At 69.7% G+C, this 24224-nt stretch carries 22 protein-coding genes; 9 read left to right on the top strand and 13 right to left on the bottom strand.

Annotation, left to right across the window (positions count from 1 at the left end):
• Positions 1-7: 7 nt before the first annotated feature.
• From QRN67_RS26020 to QRN67_RS26010, 3 genes are all read right to left on the bottom strand, one after another.
• Positions 8-940 (bottom strand): Bug family tripartite tricarboxylate transporter substrate binding protein, encoded by a 933-nt coding sequence (locus QRN67_RS26020; protein WP_503010947.1) that lies wholly within the window; start codon positions 938-940, stop codon positions 8-10.
• Positions 941-1020: 80 nt separating this feature from the next.
• Positions 1021-3141: an acetate--CoA ligase family protein gene (locus tag QRN67_RS26015; protein WP_285414195.1), complete on the bottom strand. Its 2121-nt coding sequence runs from the start codon at positions 3139-3141 to the stop codon at positions 1021-1023.
• 19 nt (positions 3142-3160) lie between these two features.
• A complete protein-coding gene (locus tag QRN67_RS26010) occupies positions 3161-4225 on the bottom strand; it encodes a porin (RefSeq protein WP_285414194.1) in 1065 nt (354 codons plus the stop codon).
• A gap of 273 nt (positions 4226-4498) precedes the next feature.
• Between QRN67_RS26010 and QRN67_RS26005 the strand changes: the two genes are divergently transcribed.
• A complete protein-coding gene (locus QRN67_RS26005; RefSeq protein ID WP_285414192.1) occupies positions 4499-5128 on the top strand; it encodes a Crp/Fnr family transcriptional regulator in 630 nt (209 codons plus the stop codon).
• 9 nt (positions 5129-5137) lie between these two features.
• Here QRN67_RS26005 and QRN67_RS26000 read toward each other — a convergent pair whose 3' ends face one another.
• The 7 genes from QRN67_RS26000 to QRN67_RS25970 are packed head-to-tail and all read right to left on the bottom strand — an operon-like array spanning position 5138 to position 11616.
• The gene (locus tag QRN67_RS26000; RefSeq protein WP_285414191.1) at positions 5138-5740 is read right to left on the bottom strand and encodes a YdeI/OmpD-associated family protein; all 603 of its coding nucleotides are present in this window, start codon (positions 5738-5740) and stop codon (positions 5138-5140) included.
• The gene (locus QRN67_RS25995) at positions 5737-6690 is read right to left on the bottom strand and encodes a phosphatidate cytidylyltransferase (protein ID WP_285414190.1); all 954 of its coding nucleotides are present in this window, start codon (positions 6688-6690) and stop codon (positions 5737-5739) included. The genes QRN67_RS26000 and QRN67_RS25995 overlap by 4 nt, the downstream gene beginning before the upstream one ends.
• Entirely contained in the window at positions 6687-7367 is a 681-nt protein-coding gene (locus QRN67_RS25990) for a lysophospholipid acyltransferase family protein (RefSeq protein WP_106937665.1), read from the bottom strand. Before QRN67_RS25990 ends, QRN67_RS25995 begins: the two co-directional genes overlap by 4 nt.
• A 50-nt stretch (positions 7368-7417) precedes the next feature.
• On the bottom strand, positions 7418-7864 hold the full coding sequence (locus tag QRN67_RS25985) for a hypothetical protein (RefSeq protein WP_285414189.1): 447 nt from the start codon (positions 7862-7864) through the stop codon (positions 7418-7420).
• Positions 7857-9203, bottom strand: coding sequence for a phosphatase PAP2/dual specificity phosphatase family protein (locus tag QRN67_RS25980; protein WP_285414188.1), 1347 nt, complete (start codon positions 9201-9203; stop codon positions 7857-7859). The genes QRN67_RS25985 and QRN67_RS25980 overlap by 8 nt, the downstream gene beginning before the upstream one ends.
• Positions 9200-10966 carry a bifunctional alpha/beta hydrolase/class I SAM-dependent methyltransferase gene (locus QRN67_RS25975; protein WP_285414187.1) on the bottom strand — a complete coding sequence of 589 codons (1767 nt, stop codon included), beginning with the start codon at positions 10964-10966 and terminating at the stop codon, positions 9200-9202. Before QRN67_RS25975 ends, QRN67_RS25980 begins: the two co-directional genes overlap by 4 nt.
• A gap of 26 nt (positions 10967-10992) precedes the next feature.
• Entirely contained in the window at positions 10993-11616 is a 624-nt protein-coding gene (locus QRN67_RS25970) for a CDP-alcohol phosphatidyltransferase family protein (protein ID WP_285414186.1), read from the bottom strand.
• 84 nt (positions 11617-11700) lie between these two features.
• Here QRN67_RS25970 and ruvB point away from each other — a divergent pair, with 84 nt between their 5' ends.
• Both ruvB and dmeF read left to right on the top strand, forming a co-directional pair.
• A complete protein-coding gene (gene ruvB, locus QRN67_RS25965; protein ID WP_106936765.1) occupies positions 11701-12765 on the top strand; it encodes a Holliday junction branch migration DNA helicase RuvB in 1065 nt (354 codons plus the stop codon).
• A 7-nt stretch (positions 12766-12772) separates the two neighbouring features.
• Positions 12773-13759, top strand: a complete 987-nt coding sequence (gene dmeF, locus QRN67_RS25960) for a CDF family Co(II)/Ni(II) efflux transporter DmeF (RefSeq protein ID WP_285414185.1) — start codon at positions 12773-12775, stop codon at positions 13757-13759.
• Positions 13760-13881: 122 nt separating this feature from the next.
• Here the strand turns inward: dmeF and QRN67_RS25955 are convergent, their stop codons facing one another.
• Positions 13882-15624: a lysoplasmalogenase family protein gene (locus tag QRN67_RS25955; RefSeq protein ID WP_285414184.1), complete on the bottom strand. Its 1743-nt coding sequence runs from the start codon at positions 15622-15624 to the stop codon at positions 13882-13884.
• A 94-nt stretch (positions 15625-15718) separates the two neighbouring features.
• On the opposite strand from QRN67_RS25955, the gene QRN67_RS25950 reads away from it, so the two are divergent.
• The 6 genes from QRN67_RS25950 (at position 15719) to QRN67_RS25925 (ending at position 23019) form a co-directional block, all read left to right on the top strand.
• Entirely contained in the window at positions 15719-16588 is an 870-nt protein-coding gene (locus QRN67_RS25950; RefSeq protein WP_285414182.1) for a UDP-2,3-diacylglucosamine diphosphatase, read from the top strand.
• A gap of 94 nt (positions 16589-16682) precedes the next feature.
• A complete protein-coding gene (locus tag QRN67_RS25945) occupies positions 16683-17891 on the top strand; it encodes an acyl-CoA dehydrogenase family protein (RefSeq protein WP_106936769.1) in 1209 nt (402 codons plus the stop codon).
• 10 nt (positions 17892-17901) lie between these two features.
• The gene (locus QRN67_RS25940) at positions 17902-19053 is read left to right on the top strand and encodes an acyl-CoA dehydrogenase family protein (protein WP_285414181.1); all 1152 of its coding nucleotides are present in this window, start codon (positions 17902-17904) and stop codon (positions 19051-19053) included.
• Between the two features lie 91 nt (positions 19054-19144).
• Positions 19145-20257, top strand: a complete 1113-nt coding sequence (locus QRN67_RS25935; RefSeq protein WP_285414179.1) for a CaiB/BaiF CoA transferase family protein — start codon at positions 19145-19147, stop codon at positions 20255-20257.
• Between the two features lie 26 nt (positions 20258-20283).
• The gene (locus tag QRN67_RS25930; protein WP_285414177.1) at positions 20284-21843 is read left to right on the top strand and encodes a long-chain-fatty-acid--CoA ligase; all 1560 of its coding nucleotides are present in this window, start codon (positions 20284-20286) and stop codon (positions 21841-21843) included.
• A gap of 27 nt (positions 21844-21870) precedes the next feature.
• Positions 21871-23019, top strand: coding sequence for an acyl-CoA dehydrogenase family protein (locus QRN67_RS25925; RefSeq protein ID WP_285414175.1), 1149 nt, complete (start codon positions 21871-21873; stop codon positions 23017-23019).
• Positions 23020-23033: 14 nt separating this feature from the next.
• Here the strand turns inward: QRN67_RS25925 and QRN67_RS25920 are convergent, their stop codons facing one another.
• Entirely contained in the window at positions 23034-23411 is a 378-nt protein-coding gene (locus QRN67_RS25920; RefSeq protein ID WP_081271123.1) for a hypothetical protein, read from the bottom strand.
• Positions 23412-23469: 58 nt separating this feature from the next.
• The gene (locus QRN67_RS25915) at positions 23470-24201 is read right to left on the bottom strand and encodes an AP2/ERF family transcription factor (RefSeq protein ID WP_285414172.1); all 732 of its coding nucleotides are present in this window, start codon (positions 24199-24201) and stop codon (positions 23470-23472) included.
• Positions 24202-24224 lie beyond the last annotated feature (23 nt).

The following is a 24224-nucleotide window of genomic DNA, read 5'->3' as shown; positions in this document are numbered from 1 at the left end:
CGCGCTCTCAATCGAGCTTCACGCCCGTGGCCTGCGTGAGCCGCAGCGTCACCGGAAGAAAGGCCTTGTAGGCGGCCGTGGCCTCGGCCGGCAGGTTGCCGACGGGCTCGGCGCCCAGTTCCTCGATGCGGCGGCTGACTTCAGGCTGGCGGACCACCGCGCTCACTTCGCGCCCGAGCCGTTCGACGACCGCGTCGGGCGTCTTCGCCGGCGCCATCAGCGAGGTCGGGCCGGTGAGCGCGTAGACCTCGTCGGCGTAGCCCTGCTCGGCGAAGGTCGGCACATCGGGCAGCGCCTTGGCGCGGCGCGGGCCGGCCACCGCCAGCGGCCGCAGCTTGCCGGCCGCGATGTACGGCTGCAGCGTGGTGACCGAGCCCACGGTCATGTTGATGACGCCGCCGATCAGGTCGACCGCCATCGGGCTCTCGCCCTTGTAGGGCACGTGCAGCGTCTGCAGGCCGTAGGTCTTGTCCATGTAGACCTGTATCTGGTGCGGCTGCGTGCCCGGGCCCCACGAACCCATCGTGTACTTGCCGGGCGCGGCCTTCACGGCGGCGATCAGGCTCTTGAAATCTTTCGCGGGCACCGATGGATGCACCGCCAGCACGGTGCGCGTGGTGGCGATGTCCGAGACCATGCGCAGGTCGGTGCGCGGGTCGTAGGGCAGCTTGCTGTAGAGCACCATGTTGGCCGTGACCGGGCCCGGCACCGTCAACAGCAGCGTGTAGCCGTCGGGCGTGCTCTTGGCGACGTAGTCGGTGCCGATGATCCCGCCCGCGCCGCTGCGGTTTTCGACCACCACGGGCTGGCCCAGCCGCTTCGACAGCCCCTCTGCCACGATGCGCGCCAGGATGTCGGTGGAGCCGCCCGCCTGGTACTGCACGATGATGCGCAGCGGTTTCGACGGAAAGGGCGCTTCGGCGTGCGCACCGCCCGCCATGAAGGCGAGCGCGGCGCTGATTCCAATCATGGTGGCTTGCCTCTTCGATGTCGTCATGCGTTTTGTCTCCGGTCCTTGTTTCATGCGCCGCGCCCGACGACCAGCGCATCGACCGCCACGCAGCCGCCGTCGGCCAGCGGCCGCGCGATCAGCGGATTGATCTCGGCGCTGTCGAGCGAATCACCGGCGCGCAGCGCGAAGCCGGCCAGCGCGCACAGCGCATCGGCGATCGATTCGAGATCGACCGGCGCGCGGCCGCGCGCGCCGCCAAGGATTGCGAAGGCGCGCAGCTCGCGCACCATGGCCATTGCGTCGTCGCGCGTTATGGGCAGCGCGCGCAGCGACACGTCGCGCAGCGTCTCGACGTGGATGCCGCCCAGGCCGAACATCAGCACCGGGCCGAACACCGGATCGCGGTGCACGCCCGCGATGCACTCGACGCCGCCGCCCAGCATGCGTGCCACCAGCGCGCCGTCGAGCCGCGCATCGGGCCGCGCGGTGAGCGCGCGGTCGCGCGTGAGTTCGAAGGCCGCGCGGGCCTGCGCCGCGCCGCGCAGGCCGAGCGCCACCCCGCCGACGTCCGACTTGTGCGGAATGTCCGCGCTCACGATCTTCACCACCACCGCGTCGCCGATGACTTCGGCGGCGGCGGCGGCTTCGTCGGCGCTGCGCACCACGCGGTGCTCGACCACGGGCACGCCGGCTTCGGCGAGCAGCGCCAGCGCCTCGGGTTCGGACATGGTGCCGGGCGCGAGCTTCAGCGGATTCGATGGGGGCGCCGGGTCCGCCGAGACCGTCGAAGGAGCCGCGCCGGTCTTCAGCCCCGCCAGCGCGGCAATCGTGCGGATGCCGTCCGACGGATCGGCGAACACCAGGCAGCGCATGGCTTCCAGCTCGGCGCGGCGCTCGGGCGCCAGCAGCGTGCTGATGGCGAGCAGCGTGTCGGGGTAGGCCGCGCGCAGCGAGCCCACCAGTTCGCGCAGCACCGGCCAGAACGCATTCGACGCACCGGCAGCCGCCAGGAAACCCATCCACGACGCGAAGCCGCGGTCGTCGAGCATCACGCGCGCGCTGCGCTCCAGCAGGCTCATGTCGTTGGTGACCTGCCCGGTGATGTCGACCGGGTTGCGCGGCGCCGCGAAGGGAACCCAGCTGCGCAGCGTGCCCTGCGCTGCCTCGCTGAGCGGCTGAACGTCGAGGCCTTGCGCGGAGGCCTCGTCGGCCATCAGCGCACCCACGCCGCCGGAGAGCGTGAACAGGCCGATCGAGCGGTCGCGCGGCCGCCCGGCCACCGCCGCGCTGTGCGCCAGGTCGAAAAACTCGGTGAGGTTGCGCGCGCGCAGCACGCCGTACTGGCGGAACACGGCGTCGTACACCGCGTCGTCGCCCGCCAGCGCGGCGGTGTGCGAGGCGGCGGCCTGCGCGCCCAGCGCAGTGCTGCCGACCTTGACCATCACCACCGGCTTGCCGTTCGCCTGCGCGAGCGCCAGCGCCGCGCGCAGCCGGGGGCCGTCGCGGCAGCCTTCCATGTAGCCCATGATCACGTCGGTGGCCGGGTCCTGCGCGAGCCAGGCCAGGCAGTCGGCCAACTGCACGTCGGCCTCGTTGCCGGTGGTGGCCCACAGCGACAGGCCCACGCCGCGCGCCCGCGCCATCGAGTACGCATACGCGCCGAACGCGCCGGACTGGCTCACCAGCCCGATGCGTCCCGCGCTCACGCGGCCCACGCCGGGCGCGGGCGAGAACGTGGCGTACACGTTGCGCGCGATGTTCATGAAGCCCAGGCAGTTGGGGCCGATGAGCCGCACGCCGGCCGCGCGCGCCTTGTCGCCGAGCCGCGCCTGCGCGGCCGTGCCCTCGTCGCCGATTTCCGCGAAACCCGACGAGAACAGCACCACGCCCTTTACCTTCGCGGCGATGGCGTCGTCGAGCGCGCTGTCGACCAGCGCCGCGGGCACGGCCAGGATGGCCAGGTCCACCGGCTGGCCGATGGCGCGCAGGCTGGGCCATGCCTGCAACTCCTGGATGCGGTCGGCGTTGGGGTTGACCGGGTAGAGCGTGCCGTCGAAGCCGAAGCGTCGCTGGTAGTCGACCGGAATGCCGCCGATCTTCTGCGGGTTGGAAGAGGCGCCGACCACCGCGATGGCACGCGGCGCGAACAGGGCCGAGAGCGATTCGGCCTGGGAACTGAAGAAATCCATGGAGTGTGGCGTAGAGGTTTCAGAAGTTGTGGCGGATGCCGGTGGCGAGCACGCGCACGCCGTTGCCGCTGTCGGGCGCGACCGCGATGGTCGCGAGCGAGGCCGATGCGCCGTTGCGGTTGAGCAGCCGCAGCCAGCGCGCATACAGCACGGTGCGCTTGCTCAGGTAGTAGTCGTAGCCCAGCGTCCAGGCCAGCTGCGAGCGGCCGGTGTCGTCCACCTTGCGCTGCATGGCCTCGAACATCAGGTTCGAGGCCGGCGTCACGTTGTAGGTGACGCCCAGGCTCGCGAGCTTCGCGGCGGGCACGCGCGGCAGGCTCGAGGTGTTGCGCACGTAGTTCGCGTAGAACTGCAGGCCGATGTCCGGCAGTTCGTAGGCGCCGCTCAGCGCCTGGTAGGTGGAGGTGGCAGGCTCGGCCACGGGCGCCGCCGCCGAGCCGGAGCGCGCGCGCTGGAACGCATAGGCGACGTAGTAGGGCTTGCGCGACCAGCCCATGCTGCCGCCGTAGAAGTTGCCGCTCTGGTGGCTCGGCGCGCTCGATTCGCCCGGCGCATAGGCGATGTCCGCGAAGAAGTCGCTGCTGGCCGGCGTGCGGTAGCGAATCATGTTGCTGGCGCGGGCCGCGAAGGGCGTGAGGCCCGGCTGCGCGTCGGTGGCGGCCACCAGGTTGATCGGCGAGAACACCGAATTCACGCCGTAGGGGTCGGCCTTGAACAGCGTGTAGAACATGGGCGTGTACATGCGGCCCGCGTCGATCTGCCCCCACGGCCCGGACAGGCCGACGAAGGACTGCCGGCTGAACGACATGGCGGGCCCTGGCAGCGTGCCGTTGCCGGTGTCGGGCGCGAAGCCGCTCTCCAGCGTGAAGTGCGCGCTGAGCCCGCCGCCAAGGTCTTCAGTGCCGCGAAAGCCCAGGCGCGAGGCGGTCTGGCCGCCGTCCTCGAGCCGCTTCGACGAGGTGATGCCCGACTTGGCGAAGGCCATGTAAAGGTCGACCGTGCCGTAGATGGTCACGCTGCTCTGCGCCGGCGTGAGCGAGGAGTAGGCCGCCAGCACGAGGCCGGCGGCGACTGTCTTCTTCATGAGTTGTTGTCTCCGGTGAGGCTTGCCGCATGCGCCCGCATGCCGGTGCCGCTTGTGTGCTTGTCGATGTCCGGTGCTTACGATAGAAACGACAGCCTCCCGAATCTGTCAACGCTTTGACAGATTCATGAACATCACGGCAGGGAGAACCCGCTGACCCGATCGACCCCTTCCACCCCCCGCAACGCAGAGGAGAGCGCCGCGCTACTGGAACGCGCGCTGCGCTGGAACGAACTGTTCTCGCGCTGGCCCGACGCGCGCCGCGCGGAACTCATGAAGTCGGCGCGCATGGAGCGCTACAACCGGCGCACGCAGGTGCTGGCGCACGACCGCCACCGGCGCGAGCTGCTGGTGGTGGTGTCTGGCTGCCTCGAGATCAGCAGCATGAGTAGCCACGGCCGCAAGTACGTCAACGCGCTGCTGGGCCCCGGCCAGGTGGCGCCGCTGGTGCGCCTGCTGGAAGACGTGCCGCTGCCCTACGACTACCACGCGCACGAAGACTCGGTGATCGTCCACCTGCCCAGCGACGCTGTGATCGCGGTGCTCGATGCCGAGCCCGTGCTGTGGCGCGACGTGGCCAAGCTCGGCCTGCAGCGCCAGCGGCTGAGCATCGTGCTGCTGCAGAACCAGATGCTCAACTCGATCCACGGCCGCGTGGCGGCCACGCTGATGAGCCTGGTCCACTTCTACAGCGGGCAGGGGCCGGGCGCGGCGGAAGGCGACGACGCTTTCCCGATGGTGCGCCTGTCGCAGAACGACCTGGCCTCCATGCTCGGGCTGTCGCGCCAGACCATCAACAAGGAACTGGGGCGCCTGGTGGAGGAGGGCGCCATCGACATGCGCTACAAGCGCATCCGTATCGTCGACGCCGAGCGGCTGGCGCGCATTGCCGCAGGCACCTGAGCAAGAAGCTCAGGGGTGGATCTTCACGCCCTTGGCCAGCATCTCGACGAACTGCGCGATGCGGCGCGCGCGGGTCTCGGGCTTCTTCGCGCCCTGGGTGCGGAACAGCACCGCGAAGCGGTTGCGGGAGTCGAGCGTGGCGAAGAACTTCGCGGCCTTCTTGTTGGCGTCCAGCGCGGCCTGCAGGTCGGGCGGCACCGTGGCCGCGGCGACGCCCTCGTAGGCCGCGTCCCATCGGCCGTCGGCCTTTGCGCGCTCGATCTCGGCCAGCCCGGCCGGTTGCATGCGGCCTTCGTCGATGAGCTTCAGCACCTTGGCGCGGTTGATCTGCGACCAGATGCTGCGCCTGGTGCGCGGCGTGAAGCGCTGCAGAAAGTATTGCGCGTCGTCGCTCTTGCGCTGGCCGTCGATCCAGCCCCAGCACAGCGCTTCTTCCAGCGCGGCGGGGTGGTCGATCGAGGCGATGCCGCTGTCCTTCTTGGCGATGCGCAGCCACACGCCGGCGGCGCTGGCATGGTGGCGCTCGAGCCAGCGCGTCCACGACGCGGCGTTGGCGCACTCGACGGGCGTGTCGTGCGCCACGCGCTCCGCGTCTTTGGCCGCCTTGCTCACGGCACCCACCAGTAGCGCAACGCGTGGAAGTAGATGGGCGCCGCGAAGATCACCGAATCGAGCCGGTCGAGCATGCCGCCGTGCCCCTCGATCATCGAGCCCCAGTCCTTCACGCCGCGGTCGCGCTTGATGGCCGACATCACCAGCCCGCCGAAGAAGCCCATGAGGCAGATGGTCAGCGCTATCAGCGCCGCCTGCCACGGGTTGAAGGGCGTGGCCCAGTAGAGCGCAGCGCCCAGCGCGGTGGCGCTCGCCACGCCGCCGATCAGGCCCTCCCAGGTCTTGGAAGGCGACAGCTCGGGCGCCACCTTGCGCTTGCCGAAGAGCTTGCCCCACACGTACTGCAGCACGTCGCTGCCCTGCACCACGATGACGAGGAAGGCGATCAGCAGCAGGTTGCGGCCCTCGAAGCCGGGTATCTGCAGCGTCAGCAGCGCGGGCACGTGGCTGATGCAGAACACGCACACCATCAGGCCCCACTGGATCTTCGAGGTGCGCTCCAGGAAGCGCTGCGTGTCGCCGCCCACCGCCGCAAGAATGGGCAGCAGCAGGAAGGCGTAGACCGGGATGTAGATGGCGTAGAGCCCGTACCAGTCGATCCAGATCAGGAAGTACTGCCCCGGCAGCGCGAGGTAGAAGGCCAGCGCAATGGCGCCGTGGTCGCCGCGCCGGGTGTAGGCCAGGCTGATGAACTCGCGCAGCGCATAGAAGGAGATCAGGTAGAACAGCACGATCACGCCGCCCTTGCCGAAGGCGAAGGCAACGCCGATCACCGCCACCATCACCCACCAGGCGTTGACGCGCGCGTTGAGGTTGTCGATCACCGAGTTGGGCTGGCCGTGCGCCACGCGCCACTTGAGCAGCGCACCGATGGCCGAGGCCAGGATGAGCACGCCCGCGACGCCGCCGAACAGCTCCAGCGTGGTCTGGGTGGAAGCGGAGATGTTCATGGCGTCGTCGTTGTCGTTGTTGTTTTTTCTTGTTCGGGAACGCGGTCGTACTCGGGGCGCATGTCGAGCATGGCGGCGCGCGCCCGTGCCAGGAACGACACCTTGTCCTCGCCTTCGCCCAGCGTGATGGGCGTGCCGAAGCGCACCGTGCAGGCCAGCGGAATCGGCAGCAGCACGCCCTTGGGCAGCACGCGCTTCAAGTTCTCGATCCACACCGGCACCAGCCGCACGTTGGGGCAGGCGCGCGCCAGGTGGAAGAGGCCGCTCTTGAGCGGCAGCAGGATGTCGTCGCCGGTGTTGCGCGTGCCTTCCGGGAACATGATGAGCGAGTCGCCGCCTTCCAGCGCCTCCTTCATCTGGTCGACCGGATTGCCGCCCTGGCCCGAGCCGTCGCGCCGGATCATGAGCGCGTTGAACACGTCGCGGCCGATGAAGTTGCGCAGCCTGGAGGCCTCCCAGTAGTCCTGCCCCGCCACCGGCCGCGTGAGCGCGCGCAGGTCGGGCGGCAGCGTCGCCCACAGCAGCACGAAGTCGCCGTGGCTCGTGTGGTTGGCGAAGTACAGCGTCTGCTCGGCCTTGGGGCTCGTGCCCGACCAGATGGCGCGCACACCGGTCAGCAGGCCGGCCACGCCGATGATGAGTTTCCCCACCACCACGGCGAGCGCGCGCCGCAGCACCGTGCTTTCGGCCGGCGGCTTGTCGTTCTTGTTGTTGTCGTCTGCTTCGGTCAAGAGAGGTCCTGTGTCATCAAGGCAAGGAGGAACATGGCGCTCTGGCAGGCCACCACGATGGCGTGGCGCTGCATGAGCTGGCGGGTGCCGGCCACGCGGTCGTCGAGCGGGCGGGTGGTGCGTGGCTGTTGCTGCTGTGTCTCGCGCAGGCCGAGGCTCGACAGCGCGCCGTCGAGGGCCTCCAGCGACGCGATGCGGCCCTTCGCAAGGCCGTCGAACAGCGCCTCGTCGAAGCGCAGCCGGAATGAAAAGTAGCGCTCCAGCGCGCCCAGGATCACGACGGCGCCGAGGCTCATGGTGGCGGTGGTCGAGAGCGAGCGCAGCGTCAGCGCGAGCACCAGCGCCGCGATGCATGTCAGCGCGAAGCCCCACAGGGCCAGCACGGCAGCGGCGCGCAGCAGTCCGGCCAGCGTGGCGCAGGTGGCGCGGTCGTTGTCATTCATGGGTGCGTCCCTCCGCGGCGGGGTTCAGGGCCTCCAGCGATACGCGCCATGCCCGCCGAAGCACGATCTGCGGACGTGCGCGGCGCACCGCGTCTTCGGCCTGCGCGACGCCGCCGGCTGCGCCGTAGCGGTCCAGCCAGGCGATCACCGCGGCGGCGCTGCGCGAGAAGCCGAGCGCGCAGCACACCCACACCGGCGCGCCGCCGGCAGCGCGGCGCTGCCCTTCGATGACCGCCGCCGCGCGCTGCAGCCGCACCGGCGGCGGCACCGTCAGGTCGAGCAGCGGCACGCAGCGCGCATGCCGCACGCCGGACGGCAACTGCAGCTCGGCGCACAGGCTCATCAGCCGGGGCCGGCCGGCCGCGAGCCATTCGGCGTGCGTCGGCCGGCGGCCCAGCCGCACGCCGGGCACCACCTCGACCGAGGCCGGCAGCTTGCACGTCCAGAGCCAGGCATTGACTGCCGCGCCCAGCCGGTACGGCGCGAACAGCCAGCGCGTGGCCCAGCCCATGCGGCCATGCCCGTCCATCTGGAAACCGCGCGCGCCGAAGCCGATGTAGTTGAGCGCTACCAGCGCGAGCGACGCGGCCGGCCATGCCAGCCACAGCGCGACGCCGCCGCCGTAGAGCGCGGCTGCCAGGAACAGCGCCGCGCCCACGGCGTAGAAACCCGCCAGCTTCCATCGCTGCGGGTCGCGGGTGACACGCCACGCGCGCGGCATCGACACCACGCGCTCCAGCGGCCACAGCCACACGCAGAACAGCCCGAGCAGCGCACCGGTCGGGATGTCGATGAAGTGGTGCTGCCAGGTCGTGAGCACCGACGCGCAGATGGCGAAGGCCCACACATGCAGCACCAGCCGCGCCCACAGCGGGCGGATGAACTGCCGGTACCAGTCCCACAGGATCACCGCCAGCGCGATGTGCAGCGACGGCGCCTGGTTGAAGGGCTGGTCGAACCCGCGCAGCGCGTTGAACAGAAAGGCCGGCGCACCGTCGACCGGCGGCTGGCCGAAGCTGAAGTGCAGCGGCCAGAGGATGAAGCAGGTGCAGGCAACCAGTGTGGCCGTCACCAGCCGCAGCGCATGCCGGTCGAGCGTGTGCCTGCTGCGCGCGAGGAACAGCGACAGCGCGTAGAAGACGTTGATCGTCCAGTACGGAAAGATCGTCCAAGGCCAGAAAGGTACTTGACGTTCCCAACCGAAGGCCATCGACGGCACGTGGGCCCGCGTGGTCGCCCACCAGTTGGCGAAGCCGTAGGTTGCATAGAACAACGGCCCGAGGCACACCAGCCATGCGGCGGCGCGCTTCCAGGGCCGTCGTGCCAGCCGGGCGCTCATCGCTCGGTGCGCACCGCCAGCGAAACCGTGAAGATGCCCCACTCGTCGATGCGCTGGTCTATCTTGCGGAAGCCCGCTTCCTCCACCAGCTGGTCCATCTCGTACTGGGTGCGGCGGCGCATCACCCAGGCCTCGCCCTGGCGGTGGCTGGTGAGGGCGCGCGCGATCATCTCGAGCTGCGGATGCCAGGGCTGGCCGGTGTAGACCAGGTAGCCGCGGTCTTCCACCGCGTCGCCGACGCCCGCGAGCGAGCGGCGCACCATCTCGTTGTCGGGGAACAGCTCGTACAGGCCCGACACCACCGCCAGCGTGGGCCGCGGCGTCACGCTCGCGAGGCTCATGCGGTCGAAGGCGTCGGCCTGCACGAACTGCGCAACGTCTTCCAGGCCCTTCTCGGCGATGAGCGCGCGGCCGTCGCGCACGTTGATGTCGCTGTAGTCGCGCAGCAGGATCGAGCTGGCCTTGACCGGGCTCGCGAGCACCGCGTCGAGCACGTAGCGGCCGTGGCCGGCGGCGATGTCCATCACGCGCACCTCGCGGTGCATTTCGGCCAGCCGCTCCATCGCGATGCGCAGCAGCTCCTCGACGTGGATCTTGCGCTGGCGGATGCCGCGCCAGCCGATCGATTCCAGGTAGGTCTTGTCGATGGACCGGCCGATGAACGAGCCGCCCCTGGGCTGGTTGCGGTACACGTAGTCGAGCGTGCTGCCGGAGTCGAAGCCGGTGTCGTGGCCCAGCTTGATGCCCTCGGACATCTTCCCGCCAAGCTTCAGCCCGGCGCGGGTCATGGCCCAGTAGGCGCCGCGCGGCGACAGGGGCGACAGCGGCTCGGCCAGCGCGCGCGACTCGTCGGCGGTGTCGCCGCTCAGGTGCGCTTCGCGGCGGTCGACCGGCACGGCTGGCTCGTCGAAGCGCTGCAGGATGAATTCGCGGATCTGTGCCACCGCCGGCGCCCGGTCTTTCTCGCCCAGCGTGTCGTGGAAGAAGCCCGGCAGCTCGGTCTTGGTCTTCACGGCGCTGCCCAGCCGCTCGAAGAACTGGTGCTGCGGCTTGTGGTGCACCACCCAGTCGGCGCCCGAGATGAGCAGCTGCACCGGCAGCGTGATCGCGTTGGCGTCGGCCACCACGCGGTCGGCCGCCTCGTACAGGCCCAGCAGGATGTTGACCGCGATGGGGCGGCTGATGAGCGGGTCACTCTCGTAGCTGGCGATGCGCTCGGGGTCGTGCGTGAGGAACTTGGCCTTCACGTAGCTGTTGACGAAGAACAGCCCGCGCAGCTTGTGCATCAGCGCGAGGCCGGGCCGCGCGAAAGGCACGTAGAGCTTGACCTTGAAGGCCGGCGAGGCGAGCGTGAGGCCGCGCACCTTGGGCGCGTAGTCGTGCGCCCAGGTGGCGATCAGCACCGCGCCCACGCTTTGCGCGACCACGTGGATGTCGTGCTCGGGCACGCCGTGCGCCGTGCCGATGTGCTGCACGAAGGTCTGAACGTCGCGCACCGAGGTGCCGAAGCTGGGGCTGTAGCCGCGCTGGCCCGGCGAGCGGCCGTGGCCGCGCGCGTCCCAGGCGAAGAAGTCGAAGTCGGGCAGGTCGAGTTCGTCGACCAGGTGCGCCATGCGCGCGCCGTGTTCATGGCCGCGGTGGAACAGCAGGACGGCGCCGCGCCGTGCGCCGCCGGTGGCGGGCCAGTGGCGGTAGAACAGCGATTCGCCGTCGTGCGTCTGGAAGTGGTGTTCTTGCGGAACGCGTTGCGTGATGTCGGTCATTGAATCCCTGTGAGTCTTGTTCTGTGTCAGTGGCTGGCGGGGATGCCCGCCTCGGCCTCGGCCAGCGCGCGGCGGATGCGGTTGGCGGTGGTCCAGGCCACCAGCAGCGCCAGCAGCGGCATCAGCCATGCCGTCCAGCCCGGCAGCGGCCAGCCCAGCGCCACATAGAGGCCGAGGGCGCCGAACACGAAGGCCCGGTCGCTCTTGCCCAGCGGGCCGTCGTAGCGGCGCGAGGCGCCCACCGTTGGGCCCAGCGCCCCGGCGAATTCGCTCAGGCCGGCCAGCACGATCACCGTGCCGACCCAGAAGCCGCTGAACGGCGCCACCAGCGCGAAGGGCAGGTAGAGCGCGGCGTCGGAAACCACGTCGGTCAGTTCGTTGAGGAAGGCGCCCAGCCTGCTCTGCTGGTTGTGCTCGCGCGCCAGCATGCCGTCGATGGCGTTGAAGGCCATGCGCAGGAACATCCACAGCGGAATGAGCGCGAAGGCGGCCGGCGAGGGCGCCGCGAAGAAGAGCCAGAGCCCGAGCACCACCGACACGACGCATGCCGCCAGCGTGACCTGGTTGGCGGTGACGCCCATCGCATGCAGGCGGACCACCAGCGGCCGCAGCAGGGCCTGGAAACGCGGCTTCAGTTCGTAGATCGACACGTGCTGGCTTCCCCTCGTTCTTTGTATGGCCGGAGCATTCTGCCAGTGTGCAGGTACTAAACTCGTAGGCGAAAAACCTCTCTCATGACTATCCAGACAGACGATTTCGCGCCCGTCCCCCAACGCGTGGTGTCCGCGGCCCCCGCATCGCCCAACGAAGAGGCGATAGAGCGGGCACTGCGCCCCAAGCTGCTGGACGAGTACGTCGGCCAGGCCAAGGTGCGCGAGCAGCTCGAGATCTTCATCGGCGCCGCGCGCAAACGCAAGGAGGCGCTCGACCACGTGCTGCTGTTCGGCCCGCCCGGCCTGGGCAAGACCACGCTGTCGCACATCATCGCGGCCGAACTGGGCGTGAATCTGCGCCAGACCTCCGGCCCGGTGCTCGAGAAACCCAAGGACCTGGCGGCGCTGCTGACCAACCTGGAACCCAACGACGTGCTCTTCATCGACGAGATCCACCGGCTGAGCCCGGTCGTCGAAGAAATCCTTTACCCCGCGCTGGAGGACTACCAGATCGACATCATGATCGGCGAAGGCCCCGCGGCGCGCAGCATCAAGCTCGACCTGCAGCCCTTCACGCTGGTGGGCGCCACCACCCGCGCCGGCATGCTGACCAATCCGCTGCGCGACCGCTTCGGCATCGTGGCACGGCTGGAGTTCTACACGCCCGAGGAACTGGCGCTGATCGTGCACCGCAGCGCCGGCCTGCTCAAGGTGGAGACCGACGCCGCCGGCGGCTTCGAGATCGCCCGCCGTTCGCGCGGCACGCCCCGCATCGCCAACCGGCTGCTGCGCCGCGTGCGCGACTACGCCGAGGTCAAGGGCAACGGCCGCATCACCGAAGACATCGCGCACAGGGCGCTGGCCATGCTCGACGTCGATCCGCAGGGCTTCGACCTGATGGACCGCAAGCTGCTCGAGGCCGTGATCCACCGCTTCGACGGCGGCCCGGTCGGGCTGGACAACGTGGCGGCCAGCATCGGCGAGGAGCGCGACACCATCGAGGACGTGATCGAGCCCTACCTCATCCAGCAGGGCTACCTGCAACGCACGCCGCGCGGTCGCATCGCCACGCTGGCGGCCTACCGCCACCTTGGCGTGGCACCCCCATCGGGCCGCGGCGACGTTCCCGATCTCTTCGGAGCCTGAGCATCCCATGCACACCCATGACCTGAGCGCCTGGCGGCACGACCACCAGTTCGGCGCGGACAACACCTCCGCCGAGCGCAGCACGCGCCTCGTGATGTGGATCACCGCCGTGATGATGGTGGCCGAGATCGGCGCGGGGTGGTGGTTCAACTCGATGGCGCTGCTGGCCGACGGCTGGCACATGAGTTCGCATGCATTGGCCATCGGCCTGAGCGCCTTCGCCTATGCCGCCTCGCGGCGCTATGCGCGCGATCCGCGCTTCGCCTTCGGCACCTGGAAGATCGAAGTGCTCGGCGGCTTTGCCAGCGCGCTGGCGCTGCTGGGCATTGCGGTGCTGATGGTGGTGGGCTCGCTGGAGCGGCTGTGGTCGCCCGCGGCCATCCACTACCCCGAGGCCATCTCGGTGGCGGTGCTGGGGCTGGTGGTCAATCTCGTCTGCGCGCGGCTGCTGGGCGGGGCGCACCACCATCATGGGCACGGCCACGGGCAAGACCACGGCCATGCGCACGGGCATGCGCACGACCACCACGACCACGACCACGACCATGGCCACGGCCATGACCTGAACCTGCGCTCCGCCTACATCCACGTCGTGGCCGACGCCGCCACCTCGGTGCTGGCCATCGCGGCGCTGCTGGGCGGCTGGTTCTACGGCTGGGCCTGGCTCGACCCGGCGATGGGCATCGTCGGCGCGGTGCTGGTGGCGGCCTGGGCCAAGGGGCTGCTGAAGGAAACCGGCAAGGTGCTGCTCGACCGCGAGATGGACCACCCGGTGACCAAGGAAATCCGCGAAGGCGTCGAGACCCTGCTGGCCGATTCCGAAACCCGCGTGGCCGACCTGCACGTGTGGCGCGTGGGCCGCGAGGCTTACGCCTGTGCGCTCACGGTGGTGACGCACTCGCCCACGCTGACGGCCGACCAGGTGCGGGCCTGCTTCTCGATGCACGAGGAGATCCGCCACTCGACGGTGGAAATCCAGCGCTGCGCCGATTAGGTTTTGCCTTGCTCCTTCCCCCTCTGGGGGAAGGTCGGGATGGGGGCGGGCACAGCGCCCATCGCGAGCGCCACTTGCCCCCACCCCAGCCCTCCCCCAGCGGGGGAGGGAGAAATACAGAGTCAGCCCCTCGGCCGCGCGTTCCGCACTATCAGCATCTGCGCCGCGTAATACGTGCCCAGCACCCACAACGACGCCAGCGGCAGCGGCGTCACGAACCGGTTCGTCGCCAGCAGCGAATCGCTCAGCATGAAGAAGCATGCCCCCACCGCCACCCACCGCGCGGATGGGTCCGTGGCGTGCAGCACGGCCGCGCGCCCGATCGCCTGCGCCGCCATGCAGGCGATCACCACCACATAGGCCGCGACCGGAATCCGCAGGGCCGAAGGCAGTCCGCCCAGCCACAGGAACGCATGCATGCCCGCGCCGATCAGCAGTGTCGCGGCCAGCACCCCGCGCCGGGGAAACATGCCGACCCCCATGCTGAACAGCGCGATGTACGCCAGGTGTGCCAGCAGGAAGGCCACGAGCCCGGGCACGAACAGTGTCGCCGGGCCCATCAGCAGCACGTCGCCTGCGAGCGAAGCCGCCAGCCCGGCGAGCAGCAGCCCATCGAACCGGGTCACAGTGCCCGCCGCCATCGCACGCCTGGCCGCGAAGAAGATCGCGATGGCCAGCGCCAGCGGCTTGAAGACGAGATGCAGCCAGCCGATGCCCAGCGCCGCGCTCGCCGTGGCCAGGGCGGCCGCTTCGATGAACAGCACCTCGGTCACGCTCAGCCGCCCCTGCAGCACACCGCCGATGGCCCACAGGCTCGCCGTCAGCGCGGCGAGCCACACGGCGGCCTGCGGCAGCGGCATGACGTCGGAGAACCACAGGAAGACCACCGCGCACCCGACCAGCAGCAGGAACTGCAGCCCCGCGAACCACTGCACGCCAAGGCTCACCTCGGGCTCGTAGCGCGTCACCTTGGCGATGTCGAAGGGCGGCTTCGGAAAACGCGCCGCCACGTCCGCCGGCCGCCAGCCCGGCGGCTTGAGCCACACGCGCAGCTTGTCGGCCCAGCTCTTCGCATGCCATGAATCCCTGGCCAGCGCCCAGTACACCTCGGCGTTGGCCCACAGCGGGTCCCAGCTGCGCAGCTCGCCGCGCGTGCCGTACACGCAGCGCTCGTCTTCCTCGCGGAAGGTGCCGAAAATGCGGTCCCACACGATCAGGATGCCGCCGTAGTTGCGGTCGAGGTAGTTGTCGTTCACCGCGTGGTGCACCCGGTGGTTCGACGGCGAGCAGAACCAGCGGTCGAACCAGCCCAGCTTGCCCACCTGCTCGGTGTGCACCCAGAACTGGTAGAGCAGGTCGATGAGCGCCACCACGCCGAACACCAGCGGCGGCACGCCCGCCACGGCCATCGGCAGGTAGAAGATCCAGCTGAACAGCGCGCCGCTGGAGGTCTGCCGCAGGGCGGTCGACAGGTTGTAGTGCTGGCTCTGGTGGTGCACCACGTGCGCCGCCCACAGCACCGCCGACTCGTGGCCCATGCGGTGCAGCCAGTAGTAGCAGAAGTCGTAGAACACCAGCGCCAGCAGCCAGCCGTACCAGGTGGTCCAGAACTCCTTCGCGGCCTCCAAAGGAAAAAGCGCCACCGCCGAATACACCGCCGAGTAGATGCCGATGCGCAGCAGCCCGGTGAGCACCGCGCTGATCTGGCTCAGCATGCCCAGGCCGATGCTGTTCAACGCGTCGGCCAGGCGGTAGGTGTCGCGTCCCGTGCCACGGCGGGCGCGCGCGCGTCCCACCGCGAATTCGATCGCGATAAGAAGAAAGAAGACAGGCGTTGCAAGAACGATGATCTGGCCGGGGCGCATCGCGGCATTGTGGCGTTGCCGGGCGGCAACGCGTCACCGGGATGTCACGGGTGTGCCATCGCGCGGTCATGGGGCGGTGGGAGCCTACCCGTCCATGCAACGCGACGACGCTTTCCTTCGCGCATGGCGCGACTCCGCCACCCAGGCCCTCGACCCCGAGGACGAAGATCGCGCACGTCCACCGCTGCAATTCCGCACCCTCTGGATCTCCGACCTGCACCTGGGCACGCCCGGCTGCCAGGCCCGCGCACTGCTCGATTTCCTGAAGCACACCGAGTGCGAGACCCTGTTCCTGGTCGGTGACATCATCGACGGCTGGCAGCTCAAGCGCCACTGGTACTGGCCGCAGGCGCACAACGACGTGATCCAGAAGCTGCTGCGCAAGGCACGCAAGGGCACGCGCGTGATCTTCATTCCGGGCAACCACGACGAGTTCGCCCGCAAGTACCTGCATCACAACTTCGGCGGCATCGACGTGGCCGACGAATGGATCCACGAAACGGCCGACGGTCGCAAGCTCTGGATCATCCACGGCGACCTGTTCGACGGCGTGATCCAGTGCGCCAAGTGGCTCGCCTACGTGGGCGACTCGCTCTACGAATTCACGCTCAAGCTCAACCGCCACCTCAATTCGCTGCGCGCGCGCATGGGGCTGCCGTACTGGTCGCTCTCCAAATACCTCAAGGGCAAGGTCAAGCGCGCCGTGAGCTACGTGGGCGACTTCGAGAATGCCGTGGCCCGCGAGGCCCGCAACCGCGGCGCCCAGGGCGTGGTCTGCGGCCACATCCACCATGCCGAGATGCGCGACATCGACGGCATCCTCTACTGCAACGACGGCGACTGGGTCGAGAGCCTCACTGCCCTGGCCGAGCACGCCGACGGCAGCCTCGAGATCATCGACTGGGCCCGGCACATGCCCGTGCCGTCGAAGGCGGCGGCGACGCGCGAAGCCGTCGCGGCCTGAGAGGGCTGCTCCCGCCCGATCTTCGTCCGATCCGACGATGCCGCCCGGGCATTCCGGGCGCACACTGCGTGGTGCATTCCAACGGGACGACACCATGGCCTGGACCCTCAGCGCGGCGGAGACCGCATTCCGAGACGAAGTGCGCGACTTCCTCGCGCGCGAACTGACGCCCGAGCTGCGCACGGCCGGCCGCCGCTGCTCCGGCATCTTCACCGACTACGAGTACGGCAACCGCTGGCACCGCATCCTCGCCAAGCGCGGCTGGAGCGTGCCGCACTGGCCCGTGGAGCACGGCGGCACCGGCTGGACGCCGATGCAGCACTACCTTTTCGCGAGCGAGCTGGCGGCGGCCGACGCGCCGCCGCGCGCGCCCATGGGCCCCGGCATGGTCGCGCCGGTGATCATCGCCTTCGGCACCGAGGCGCAGAAGCGCGCCTGGCTGCCCGGCATCCGCTCGGGCGAGGACTACTGGTGCCAGGGCTACTCGGAGCCGCAATCGGGCTCCGACCTGGCTTCGCTGCAATGCAAGGCGGTGCGGCAGTCCGGCGAGGGCGACCACTACGTCATCAACGGCACCAAGATCTGGACCACGCACGCGCAGTACGCCAACCGCATGTTCTGCCTGGTGCGCACCGCCTCGGGCGGCAAGCCGCAGCAGGGCATCAGCTTCCTGTGCTTCGACATTCCCGCGCCGGGCATCACCATCCGCCCGATCATCAGCATCTCGGGCGACCATGAGCTCAACCAGGTGTTCTTCGACGACGTGCGCGTACCCGCCGAGGGCCTGATCGGCGAGGAGAACCAGGGCTGGGCCATCGCCAAATATCTGCTGCAGCACGAGCGCGGCGGTGCCTGGGCGCCCATGCTGCGTGCGCGCCTGCGCCGCCTGAGCACCGCGGCCGATGCGGCGTTCGCGGCAAACACCAGTTATGACGGCGACGAGGCCGGCGACATGGCCCTGCGCCTGGCCGAGATGGACTGCGCCATCGACGCGCTGGAAGCCACCGAGCTGCAGTCGCTGCGCGCGCAGGCACGCGGCGAGCCGCACGGCATCCGTCCGTCGATGGGCAAGGTGCTCGGCTCCGAGCTGCGCCAGCGGCTGACCGAGCTGGGCGTGGAAATCGCCGGCCACTACGCAGCCGCCAACCTGCCGCTGGACGACGGTCTGGCGGGCGAGCTGCCGATTCCCGAAGAGGCCGTGTTCTCGATGTCGGCCTACCTCAACGACCGCGCCGCTTCGATCTATGCCGGCTCCAACGAGGTGCAGCGCAACATCGTCGCCGCCCACCTGCTCGCCCGCTGAGTCCGCCGCCATGAACACACGCACCGAACAGGAAGACACCCTCGCGATGCTGCGCGACAGCCTCGCGCGCTATCTCGACAACCACCACGGCTTCGAACAGCGCCTGCATGCGCTGGCCAATACCGGCGATGCACCGCCGCCGTTCTGGCAGGGCCTGTCGCGCGAACTCGACCTGCTGGGCGCGGCCCTGCCCGAATCGCGCGGCGGCATGGGCTTGGGCATGGCCGCGCACCTGGCGCTGATGGAAACGCTGGGCGGCGCGCTCGCGGCCGAGCCGTACCTGTCGACGATGGTCATCGGCGCGGGCCTGCTGCAGCGCCACCCCGGTACGCTGGCCGACGCCTTGCTCGCGCGCGTCGTCGCGGGGCAGGCCGTGCTGGCCTTTGCGCACGGCGAGCCGCAGAGCCGGCACGACCGGGCCGACGTACGGGTGCGCCTGGTGCGCGAAGGCGACGGCTTCCGGCTCGACGGCCACAAGGCAATCGTGCAGGCCGCGCCGTGGGCCGGCCACCTGATCGTCAGTGCGCGCAGCCGGGGCGCCCCCGGCGATGCGGACGGGCTCTCGCTGGTCGTGGTGCCGAAGGACGCGCCGGGCCTGCGCATGCGCGCCTACCCCACGCGCGACGGCGGGCGTGCCGCCGACATCGTCTTCGACAGCGTGCGCGTACCGTCCGATGCCTTGCTCGGCATCGAAGGCGAGGCGCTGCCGCAGATCGAGCAGGCGCTCGACGAGGCCACGCTCGCCGTCTGCGCCGAGTCCATCGGCGTCATGCGCCGGCTGATGCGCGACACGCTCGACTACGTGCGCCAGCGCAAGCAGTTCGGCGTGCCGATCTCCAGCTTCCAGGTGCTGCAGCACCGGCTGGCCGACATGCACATGGCGCTGGAACAGGCCGGTGCGCTCACCGCGAGCGTGGGCGAGTCGATCGACGACGCCGCGCCGCATGAGCGGGCACGCGCCGTGTCGTCCGCCAAGGTGGCGGTCGCGAAGGCCTGCCGGGCCGTGGGGCAGGGCGCTGTGCAGATGCACGGCGGCATGGGCATGACCGAGGAGCTGGCCGTGGGCCACTACTTCCGGCGCGCCACGCTCATCGAGACCCAGTTCGGCCCGCCCGCATGGCATTTGCGCCGCGTGGCGCGGTGGCGAGGTGGCGCGGCCTGACTTGATGCATCGGGCGCCGCATTCGTCGTTTTGGACGATGCAGCGCCGCCGCCCGCGCGCCAAGATGGCCGCTCGCAACAGGAGACAAGCCATGGCAGGCCCATTGCAGGGACTACGGGTGATCGAGATGGCGGGCATCGGCCCCGGGCCGTTCTGCGCGATGCTGTTCGCCGACATGGGCGCGGAGGTGCTGCGCATCGAGCGCCCCGGCACGCGCACCGCGCCGCACGACATCCTCGCGCGCGGGCGCAGCACGCTGCAGGTCGACCTGCGCGCGGAAGGCGCGGCGCAACAGGTGCTTGAAGCCATCGAAAAGGCCGATGTGCTCATCGAAGGCTTTCGCCCCGGCGTGATGGAGCGGCTGGGCCTGGGCCCCGCGCCCTGCCACCAGAGGAACCCGCGCCTGGTGTACGGCCGCATGACCGGCTGGGGCCAGCACGGCCCGCTGGCGCACGCGGCGGGGCACGACATCAACTACATCGCGATCAGCGGCGCGCTGCACGCCATCGGCCGTGCCGGCGAGCCGCCGGTGCCGCCGCTCAACTACGTGGGCGACTTCGGCGGCGGCGCGATGCTGCTGGCCTTCGGCATCCTGGCCGCGCTGCACGAGGCGAAGAGCTCGGGGCAGGGCCAGGTGGTCGACGCCGCCATGACCGACGGCGCCGCGCTGCTGTCGGCCATGATGTACGGCTTCAAGTCGGCCGGCCAGTGGAGCAACCAGCGCGGCGAGAACATGCTCGACGGCGGCGCGCACTTCTACGATACCTACGCCTGTGCCGACGGCAAGCATGTGGCCGTGGGTGCCATCGAGCCGCAGTTCTACGCATTGATGCGCGAGCGCTGCGGCATCGCCGACGACCCCGCCTTCGACGCGCAGATGGACGCCGACCGCTGGCCGGTGCTCAAGCTGCGCATGGCGGACATCTTCCGCACCCGCACGCGCGACGAATGGTGCGTGCTGCTCGAGGGCAGCGACGCCTGCTTCGCCCCCGTGCTCGACTGGGACGAGGCGCCCGCGCATCCGCACAACGTGGCGCGCGGCACCTTCGCCAGCGTGGGCGGCGTGGTGCAGCCCGCGCCCGCGCCGCGCTTCAGCCGTACCGCGCCCGTGGTGCCGCCGGCCGCCGCGCACGACGACGGGCCGACCGTGCTGCGCCGCTGGGGCGTGGCGGCGGAGGCCATCGCGCCGCCGGGCGCTTCCTGAAAAGAAAAAGAACGGAGACAGACCCCATGTTCCTCACCCAACCCCTGCACAAGGGCCGGCGCGAAAAAGGCAAGGCCACCGCCGTGGTCTGCGGCGGCACGCGGCTCGACTTCGCCGGGTTCACCGACCGCGTCGCGCGCCTCGGCGCGGTGCTGCGGCAGCTCGGCATGCAGCCGGGCGACCGGGTCGGCATGATGAGCCTCAACTCGCACCGCTTCGTCGAATACTTCTTCGGCACCTGGTGGGGCGGCGGCGTCATCAACCCGGTCAACATCCGCTGGAACCCCAAGGAAGTGGCGTACTCGCTCGACGACTGCGACACCCGCATCTTGCTGGTGGACGACGTCTTCGCGCCCATGGCCGCCGAGCTGCGCCGGCTCTCCCGCTCGCTGCGCACCGTGGTCTATTGCGGCGACGGCGCGGTGCCCGAAGGCATGGTCGGCTACGAGGCGCTGCTCGCCGCCACGGAACCCGCCGAAGATGCCCCGCACCGCAGCGACGAGCTGGCCGCCGTCATGTACACCGGCGGCACCACCGGCCAGCCCAAGGGCGTGATGCTCACGCACGGCAGCCTGTGCATCAACGCGCTGGGCACGGTGGCCGCGCTGCCGCGCGACACGCAGGACGCCGCGGCCATCGTCGCGGCGCCCATGTTCCACGTGGCCGGCTGCGGCGTGGCGCTGCAGAGCCTGATGCGGCTGGTGCCGGTGCACGTGGTGCCGGTGTTCGACGAGCTGGCGGTGCTGCAGACGCTGCAGTCGGCGCGCATCACCGAGATGTTCCTGGTGCCCACCATGATCAAGCGCGTGATCGAGCATCCGCGCTTCGCGGAGTTCGACCTGTCGAGCCTGCGCCTGCTGTCGTACGGCGCGGCGCCCATCGACGCGGCGCTGCTCGACCAGGCCATGCGCGCCTTTCCGGGTACCGCATTCGCGCAGGTCTACGGCATGACCGAGCTGTCGCCGGTGGTTACCGCGCTGCCGCCGTATTGCCACGCGCCGGGGCCGGATCGCGAGCGCCTGCTGCGCTCGGCCGGCACGCCCATCTCCATTGCCGAGCTGCGCATCGTCGACGGCGACGACAACGAAGTGCCCTTCGGCCAGGTCGGCGAGATCGTCGCGCGCGGGCCGATGGTCATGAAGGGCTACTGGAACAAGCCGAGGGAAACCGAGGCCGCGCTGCGCGGCGGCTGGATGCACACCGGCGACGGCGGCTACATGGACGAGGAAGGCTTCGTCTTCGTGGTCGACCGCATGAAGGACATGATCGTGAGCGGCGGCGAGAACGTGTATTCGGCCGAGGTCGAGAACGCCATCGCCCAGCTCCCGCAGGTGCTGATGTCCGCCGTGATCGGTGTGCCCGACGACAAGTGGGGCGAGCGCGTGCACGCGGTGATCGTGCGGCGCGAAGGCATGGCGCTGGAGGCGGAGGCCGTCATCGCGCATTGCCGCGAGCAGATCGCCGGCTACAAGTGCCCGCGCAGCGTGGAGTTCCGCGACGCGCTGCCGCTGTCGGCCGCGGGCAAGCTGCAGAAGTTCCAGCTGCGCGAGCCCTTCTGGGCCGGCAGGAGCCGCCGCATCGGCTGACCGAAGAACACCTCAAGGAAGAAGAAAATGCCCATCGATTTCCGCCGCTCCTGGAGCGACGAAGACCTCGAGCTGTACCGCGACAACGTGGTGCGCTTCATCGAGACCGAAGTGCTTCCGCACGACGAGGAAGCCCGCAAGCGCGGCCACGTCGGCCACGAGGTCTGGCGCAAGGCCGGCGCGCTCGGCCTGCTGTGCGCCGACATCCCCGAGGCGTACGGCGGCGCGGGCGGCGACTTCCGCCACGAGGCTGTGTTCTACGAAGAGATGTCGCGCCGCGCGCTCACCGGCATGGCCACGTCGGTGCATGCCATCGTGGCGCACTACTTCCTCAACCACGGCACGGAGGAGCAGAAGCGCCACTACCTGCCGCGCATGGCGCGCGGCGAGATGGTCGGCGCCATCGCCATGACCGAGCCCGGCGCCGGCTCCGACCTGCAGGGCGTGCGCACGCGCGCCGAGAAGGACGGCAGCGGCTTTCGCATCAACGGCTCGAAGACCTTCATCACCAACGGCTACCTGGCCGGCGTGGTGCTGGTGGTGTGCAAGACCGACCCGGCGCAGGGCGCCAAGGGCACCTCGATCCTCATCGTCGAGACCGAAGGCTGCAAGGGCTTTCGCGTGGGCCGCGTGCTCGACAAGATCGGCATGAAGGCGCAGGACACTTCCGAGCTTTTCTTCGACGACGTGCGCGTGCCGGCCGATGCGCTGCTGGGCGGCGTGGAAGGGCAGGGCTTCTTCCAGCTGATGAGCGACCTGCCTTATGAGCGCACCATCATCGGCCTGAGCGCGCTCGCCACCATGGAGGGCGCCTACGAGGCCACGCTCGACTACGTGCGCGACCGCAAGGCCTTCGGCAAGCCGATCGCCGAGTTCCAGAACACCAAGTTCAAGCTGGCCGAGATCGCGACGCAGATCAAGGTGGGCCGCGCCTTCATCGACCGCTGCGTGGAAGACCTGGTGGCCGGCAGGCTCGACACCGCCACCGCGTCGATGGCCAAGCTCTGGGGCTCGGAAGCGCAGGGCCGCGTGGTCGACGAGTGCCTGCAGCTGTTCGGCGGCTACGGCTTCATGAACGAATACATGGTGGCGCGCATGTACGCCGATGCCCGCGTGCAGCGCATCTACGGCGGCACCAACGAGATCATGAAGGAGGTGATCTCGCGGGCGCTGTGACCCGACACGGCCTGCTAGGACAGCCGCCGGATCTCCGCCCGCGCGATCTCGCGGTGCAGGTGCGAGGGCGAGATGCCGATGAACGCTGTGTATTTCTCGCGCGCCGCGGCGGTCTTGCCGGCTTCTTCCAGCGCCAGCGCCTCCATCGTGAACTCGGTGAAGAGGCGGCTGGCGTCGGCTTCCTTCGGCGAGGCCGCCAGCGACTTGGGCGCCAGCTCCGGCTGTTCCTCGTAGATGCGGCGCTGCACTTCGATCACCTCGATCAGCGCGCGGCCGATGCGCTCGACGTTTTCCTGCACCGGCTCCAGATCTGTCGCGTGGACCTCGGCGGCCGCCTGGTCCAGCAGGTGCGATGCCACGCGCAGCAGCTGGTGAATGGACTTGAGCGTCATGGCCGGGCGCCCGTGGCGGGCTTCGCCGCAGCGGCGAAGCCGCGTCTGTCTTGTGCCATCAGCGGTCCTGGCCCAGCTTCGCGGCGAGTTGATTCGCGCGTTCGGCGATCGCCAGGCGCTTGGCCATGTCGTAGCCGTGTTCCTTCACCGAAAAAGCCTTGCTCACGCTGCCCTTGCCGGTGGTGTAGGTGATGGCCAGCCAATAGCCGGGATGGCTGGCGTTGGGCGTCTTGAAATGCACGCCGCTCACGCCGCTGGTGTTGTTGCGCCGGGTGATCTCCGACTTCGAGCGCTTGGCCGCGCGGGGCGCTGGCGCATGGGTCGCGAGGCCCATGCGAATCGCTTCCTCGGCCGGGTGCAGCCGCACCAGCCCCTGCATGCGTTCAAGCTGCCGCTCGCGCTCGCGGATGGCCAGCGCCTGGGCCGCGTCGCCCAGGTGGTCGACGATGAAGTCGGTGCGAAGAATCTCGCCCTGCCCGATGTAGGTCTTGGCCATCCAGGCCCGCACCTGGCCGCCGGCGGACATCTGGTGAAACACGCCCGGCACGCCGGTGCTGTTGTTCGTTCTGAGCTTTTGCGCGCGCTCGCGCCGCGTGGGCGGCGGCACGCTGCGCACGATGGCGTCGCGCCAGTCCTGCGCCTGAAGCAGCGCCTGCGCCTCGCCGCCGTAGCTGGCCTTGCCGAACTGCCTGTAGTGGCGTACGCCGTTGCGCACGATAGAGACTTCGAATCCCCAGGGTCTGATGCAGATGCCGTACATGGCGGCCGGATTGGGGATTCCTTTGGGCATTCTCGACGTGCTGCTTTTCTGCG

Origin of the sequence: Variovorax sp. efr-133-TYG-130 (assembly GCF_030208835.1) — a bacterium.
GTDB lineage: Bacteria > Pseudomonadota > Gammaproteobacteria > Burkholderiales > Burkholderiaceae_C > Variovorax.
Note: the sequence above shows the minus strand (reverse complement) of the source record. Positions and strands in the feature narration are given on the sequence as shown.

What these genes read in the sequence shown, in the direction of transcription:
- QRN67_RS26020 (WP_503010947.1), bottom strand. Translation starts at nt 940, where the DNA reads ATGGCGGGCGGTGCGCACGCCGAAGCGCCCTTTCCGTCGAAACCGCTG.
- QRN67_RS26015 (WP_285414195.1), bottom strand. Translation starts at nt 3,141, where the DNA reads ATGGATTTCTTCAGTTCCCAGGCCGAATCGCTCTCGGCCCTGTTCGCG.
- QRN67_RS26010 (WP_285414194.1), bottom strand. Translation starts at nt 4,225, where the DNA reads ATGAAGAAGACAGTCGCCGCCGGCCTCGTGCTGGCGGCCTACTCCTCG.
- QRN67_RS26005 (WP_285414192.1), top strand. Translation starts at nt 4,499, where the DNA reads ATGAAGTCGGCGCGCATGGAGCGCTACAACCGGCGCACGCAGGTGCTG.
- QRN67_RS25995 (WP_285414190.1), bottom strand. Translation starts at nt 6,690, where the DNA reads ATGAACATCTCCGCTTCCACCCAGACCACGCTGGAGCTGTTCGGCGGC.
- QRN67_RS25985 (WP_285414189.1), bottom strand. Translation starts at nt 7,864, where the DNA reads ATGAATGACAACGACCGCGCCACCTGCGCCACGCTGGCCGGACTGCTG.
- QRN67_RS25980 (WP_285414188.1), bottom strand. Translation starts at nt 9,203, where the DNA reads ATGAGCGCCCGGCTGGCACGACGGCCCTGGAAGCGCGCCGCCGCATGG.
- QRN67_RS25975 (WP_285414187.1), bottom strand. Translation starts at nt 10,966, where the DNA reads ATGACCGACATCACGCAACGCGTTCCGCAAGAACACCACTTCCAGACG.
- ruvB (WP_106936765.1), top strand. Translation starts at nt 11,701, where the DNA reads ATGACTATCCAGACAGACGATTTCGCGCCCGTCCCCCAACGCGTGGTG.
- dmeF (WP_285414185.1), top strand. Translation starts at nt 12,773, where the DNA reads ATGCACACCCATGACCTGAGCGCCTGGCGGCACGACCACCAGTTCGGC.
- QRN67_RS25955 (WP_285414184.1), bottom strand. Translation starts at nt 15,624, where the DNA reads ATGCGCCCCGGCCAGATCATCGTTCTTGCAACGCCTGTCTTCTTTCTT.
- QRN67_RS25950 (WP_285414182.1), top strand. Translation starts at nt 15,719, where the DNA reads ATGCAACGCGACGACGCTTTCCTTCGCGCATGGCGCGACTCCGCCACC.
- QRN67_RS25945 (WP_106936769.1), top strand. Translation starts at nt 16,683, where the DNA reads ATGGCCTGGACCCTCAGCGCGGCGGAGACCGCATTCCGAGACGAAGTG.
- QRN67_RS25940 (WP_285414181.1), top strand. Translation starts at nt 17,902, where the DNA reads ATGAACACACGCACCGAACAGGAAGACACCCTCGCGATGCTGCGCGAC.
- QRN67_RS25935 (WP_285414179.1), top strand. Translation starts at nt 19,145, where the DNA reads ATGGCAGGCCCATTGCAGGGACTACGGGTGATCGAGATGGCGGGCATC.
- QRN67_RS25930 (WP_285414177.1), top strand. Translation starts at nt 20,284, where the DNA reads ATGTTCCTCACCCAACCCCTGCACAAGGGCCGGCGCGAAAAAGGCAAG.
- QRN67_RS25925 (WP_285414175.1), top strand. Translation starts at nt 21,871, where the DNA reads ATGCCCATCGATTTCCGCCGCTCCTGGAGCGACGAAGACCTCGAGCTG.
- QRN67_RS25920 (WP_081271123.1), bottom strand. Translation starts at nt 23,411, where the DNA reads ATGACGCTCAAGTCCATTCACCAGCTGCTGCGCGTGGCATCGCACCTG.
- QRN67_RS25915 (WP_285414172.1), bottom strand. Translation starts at nt 24,201, where the DNA reads ATGCCCAAAGGAATCCCCAATCCGGCCGCCATGTACGGCATCTGCATC.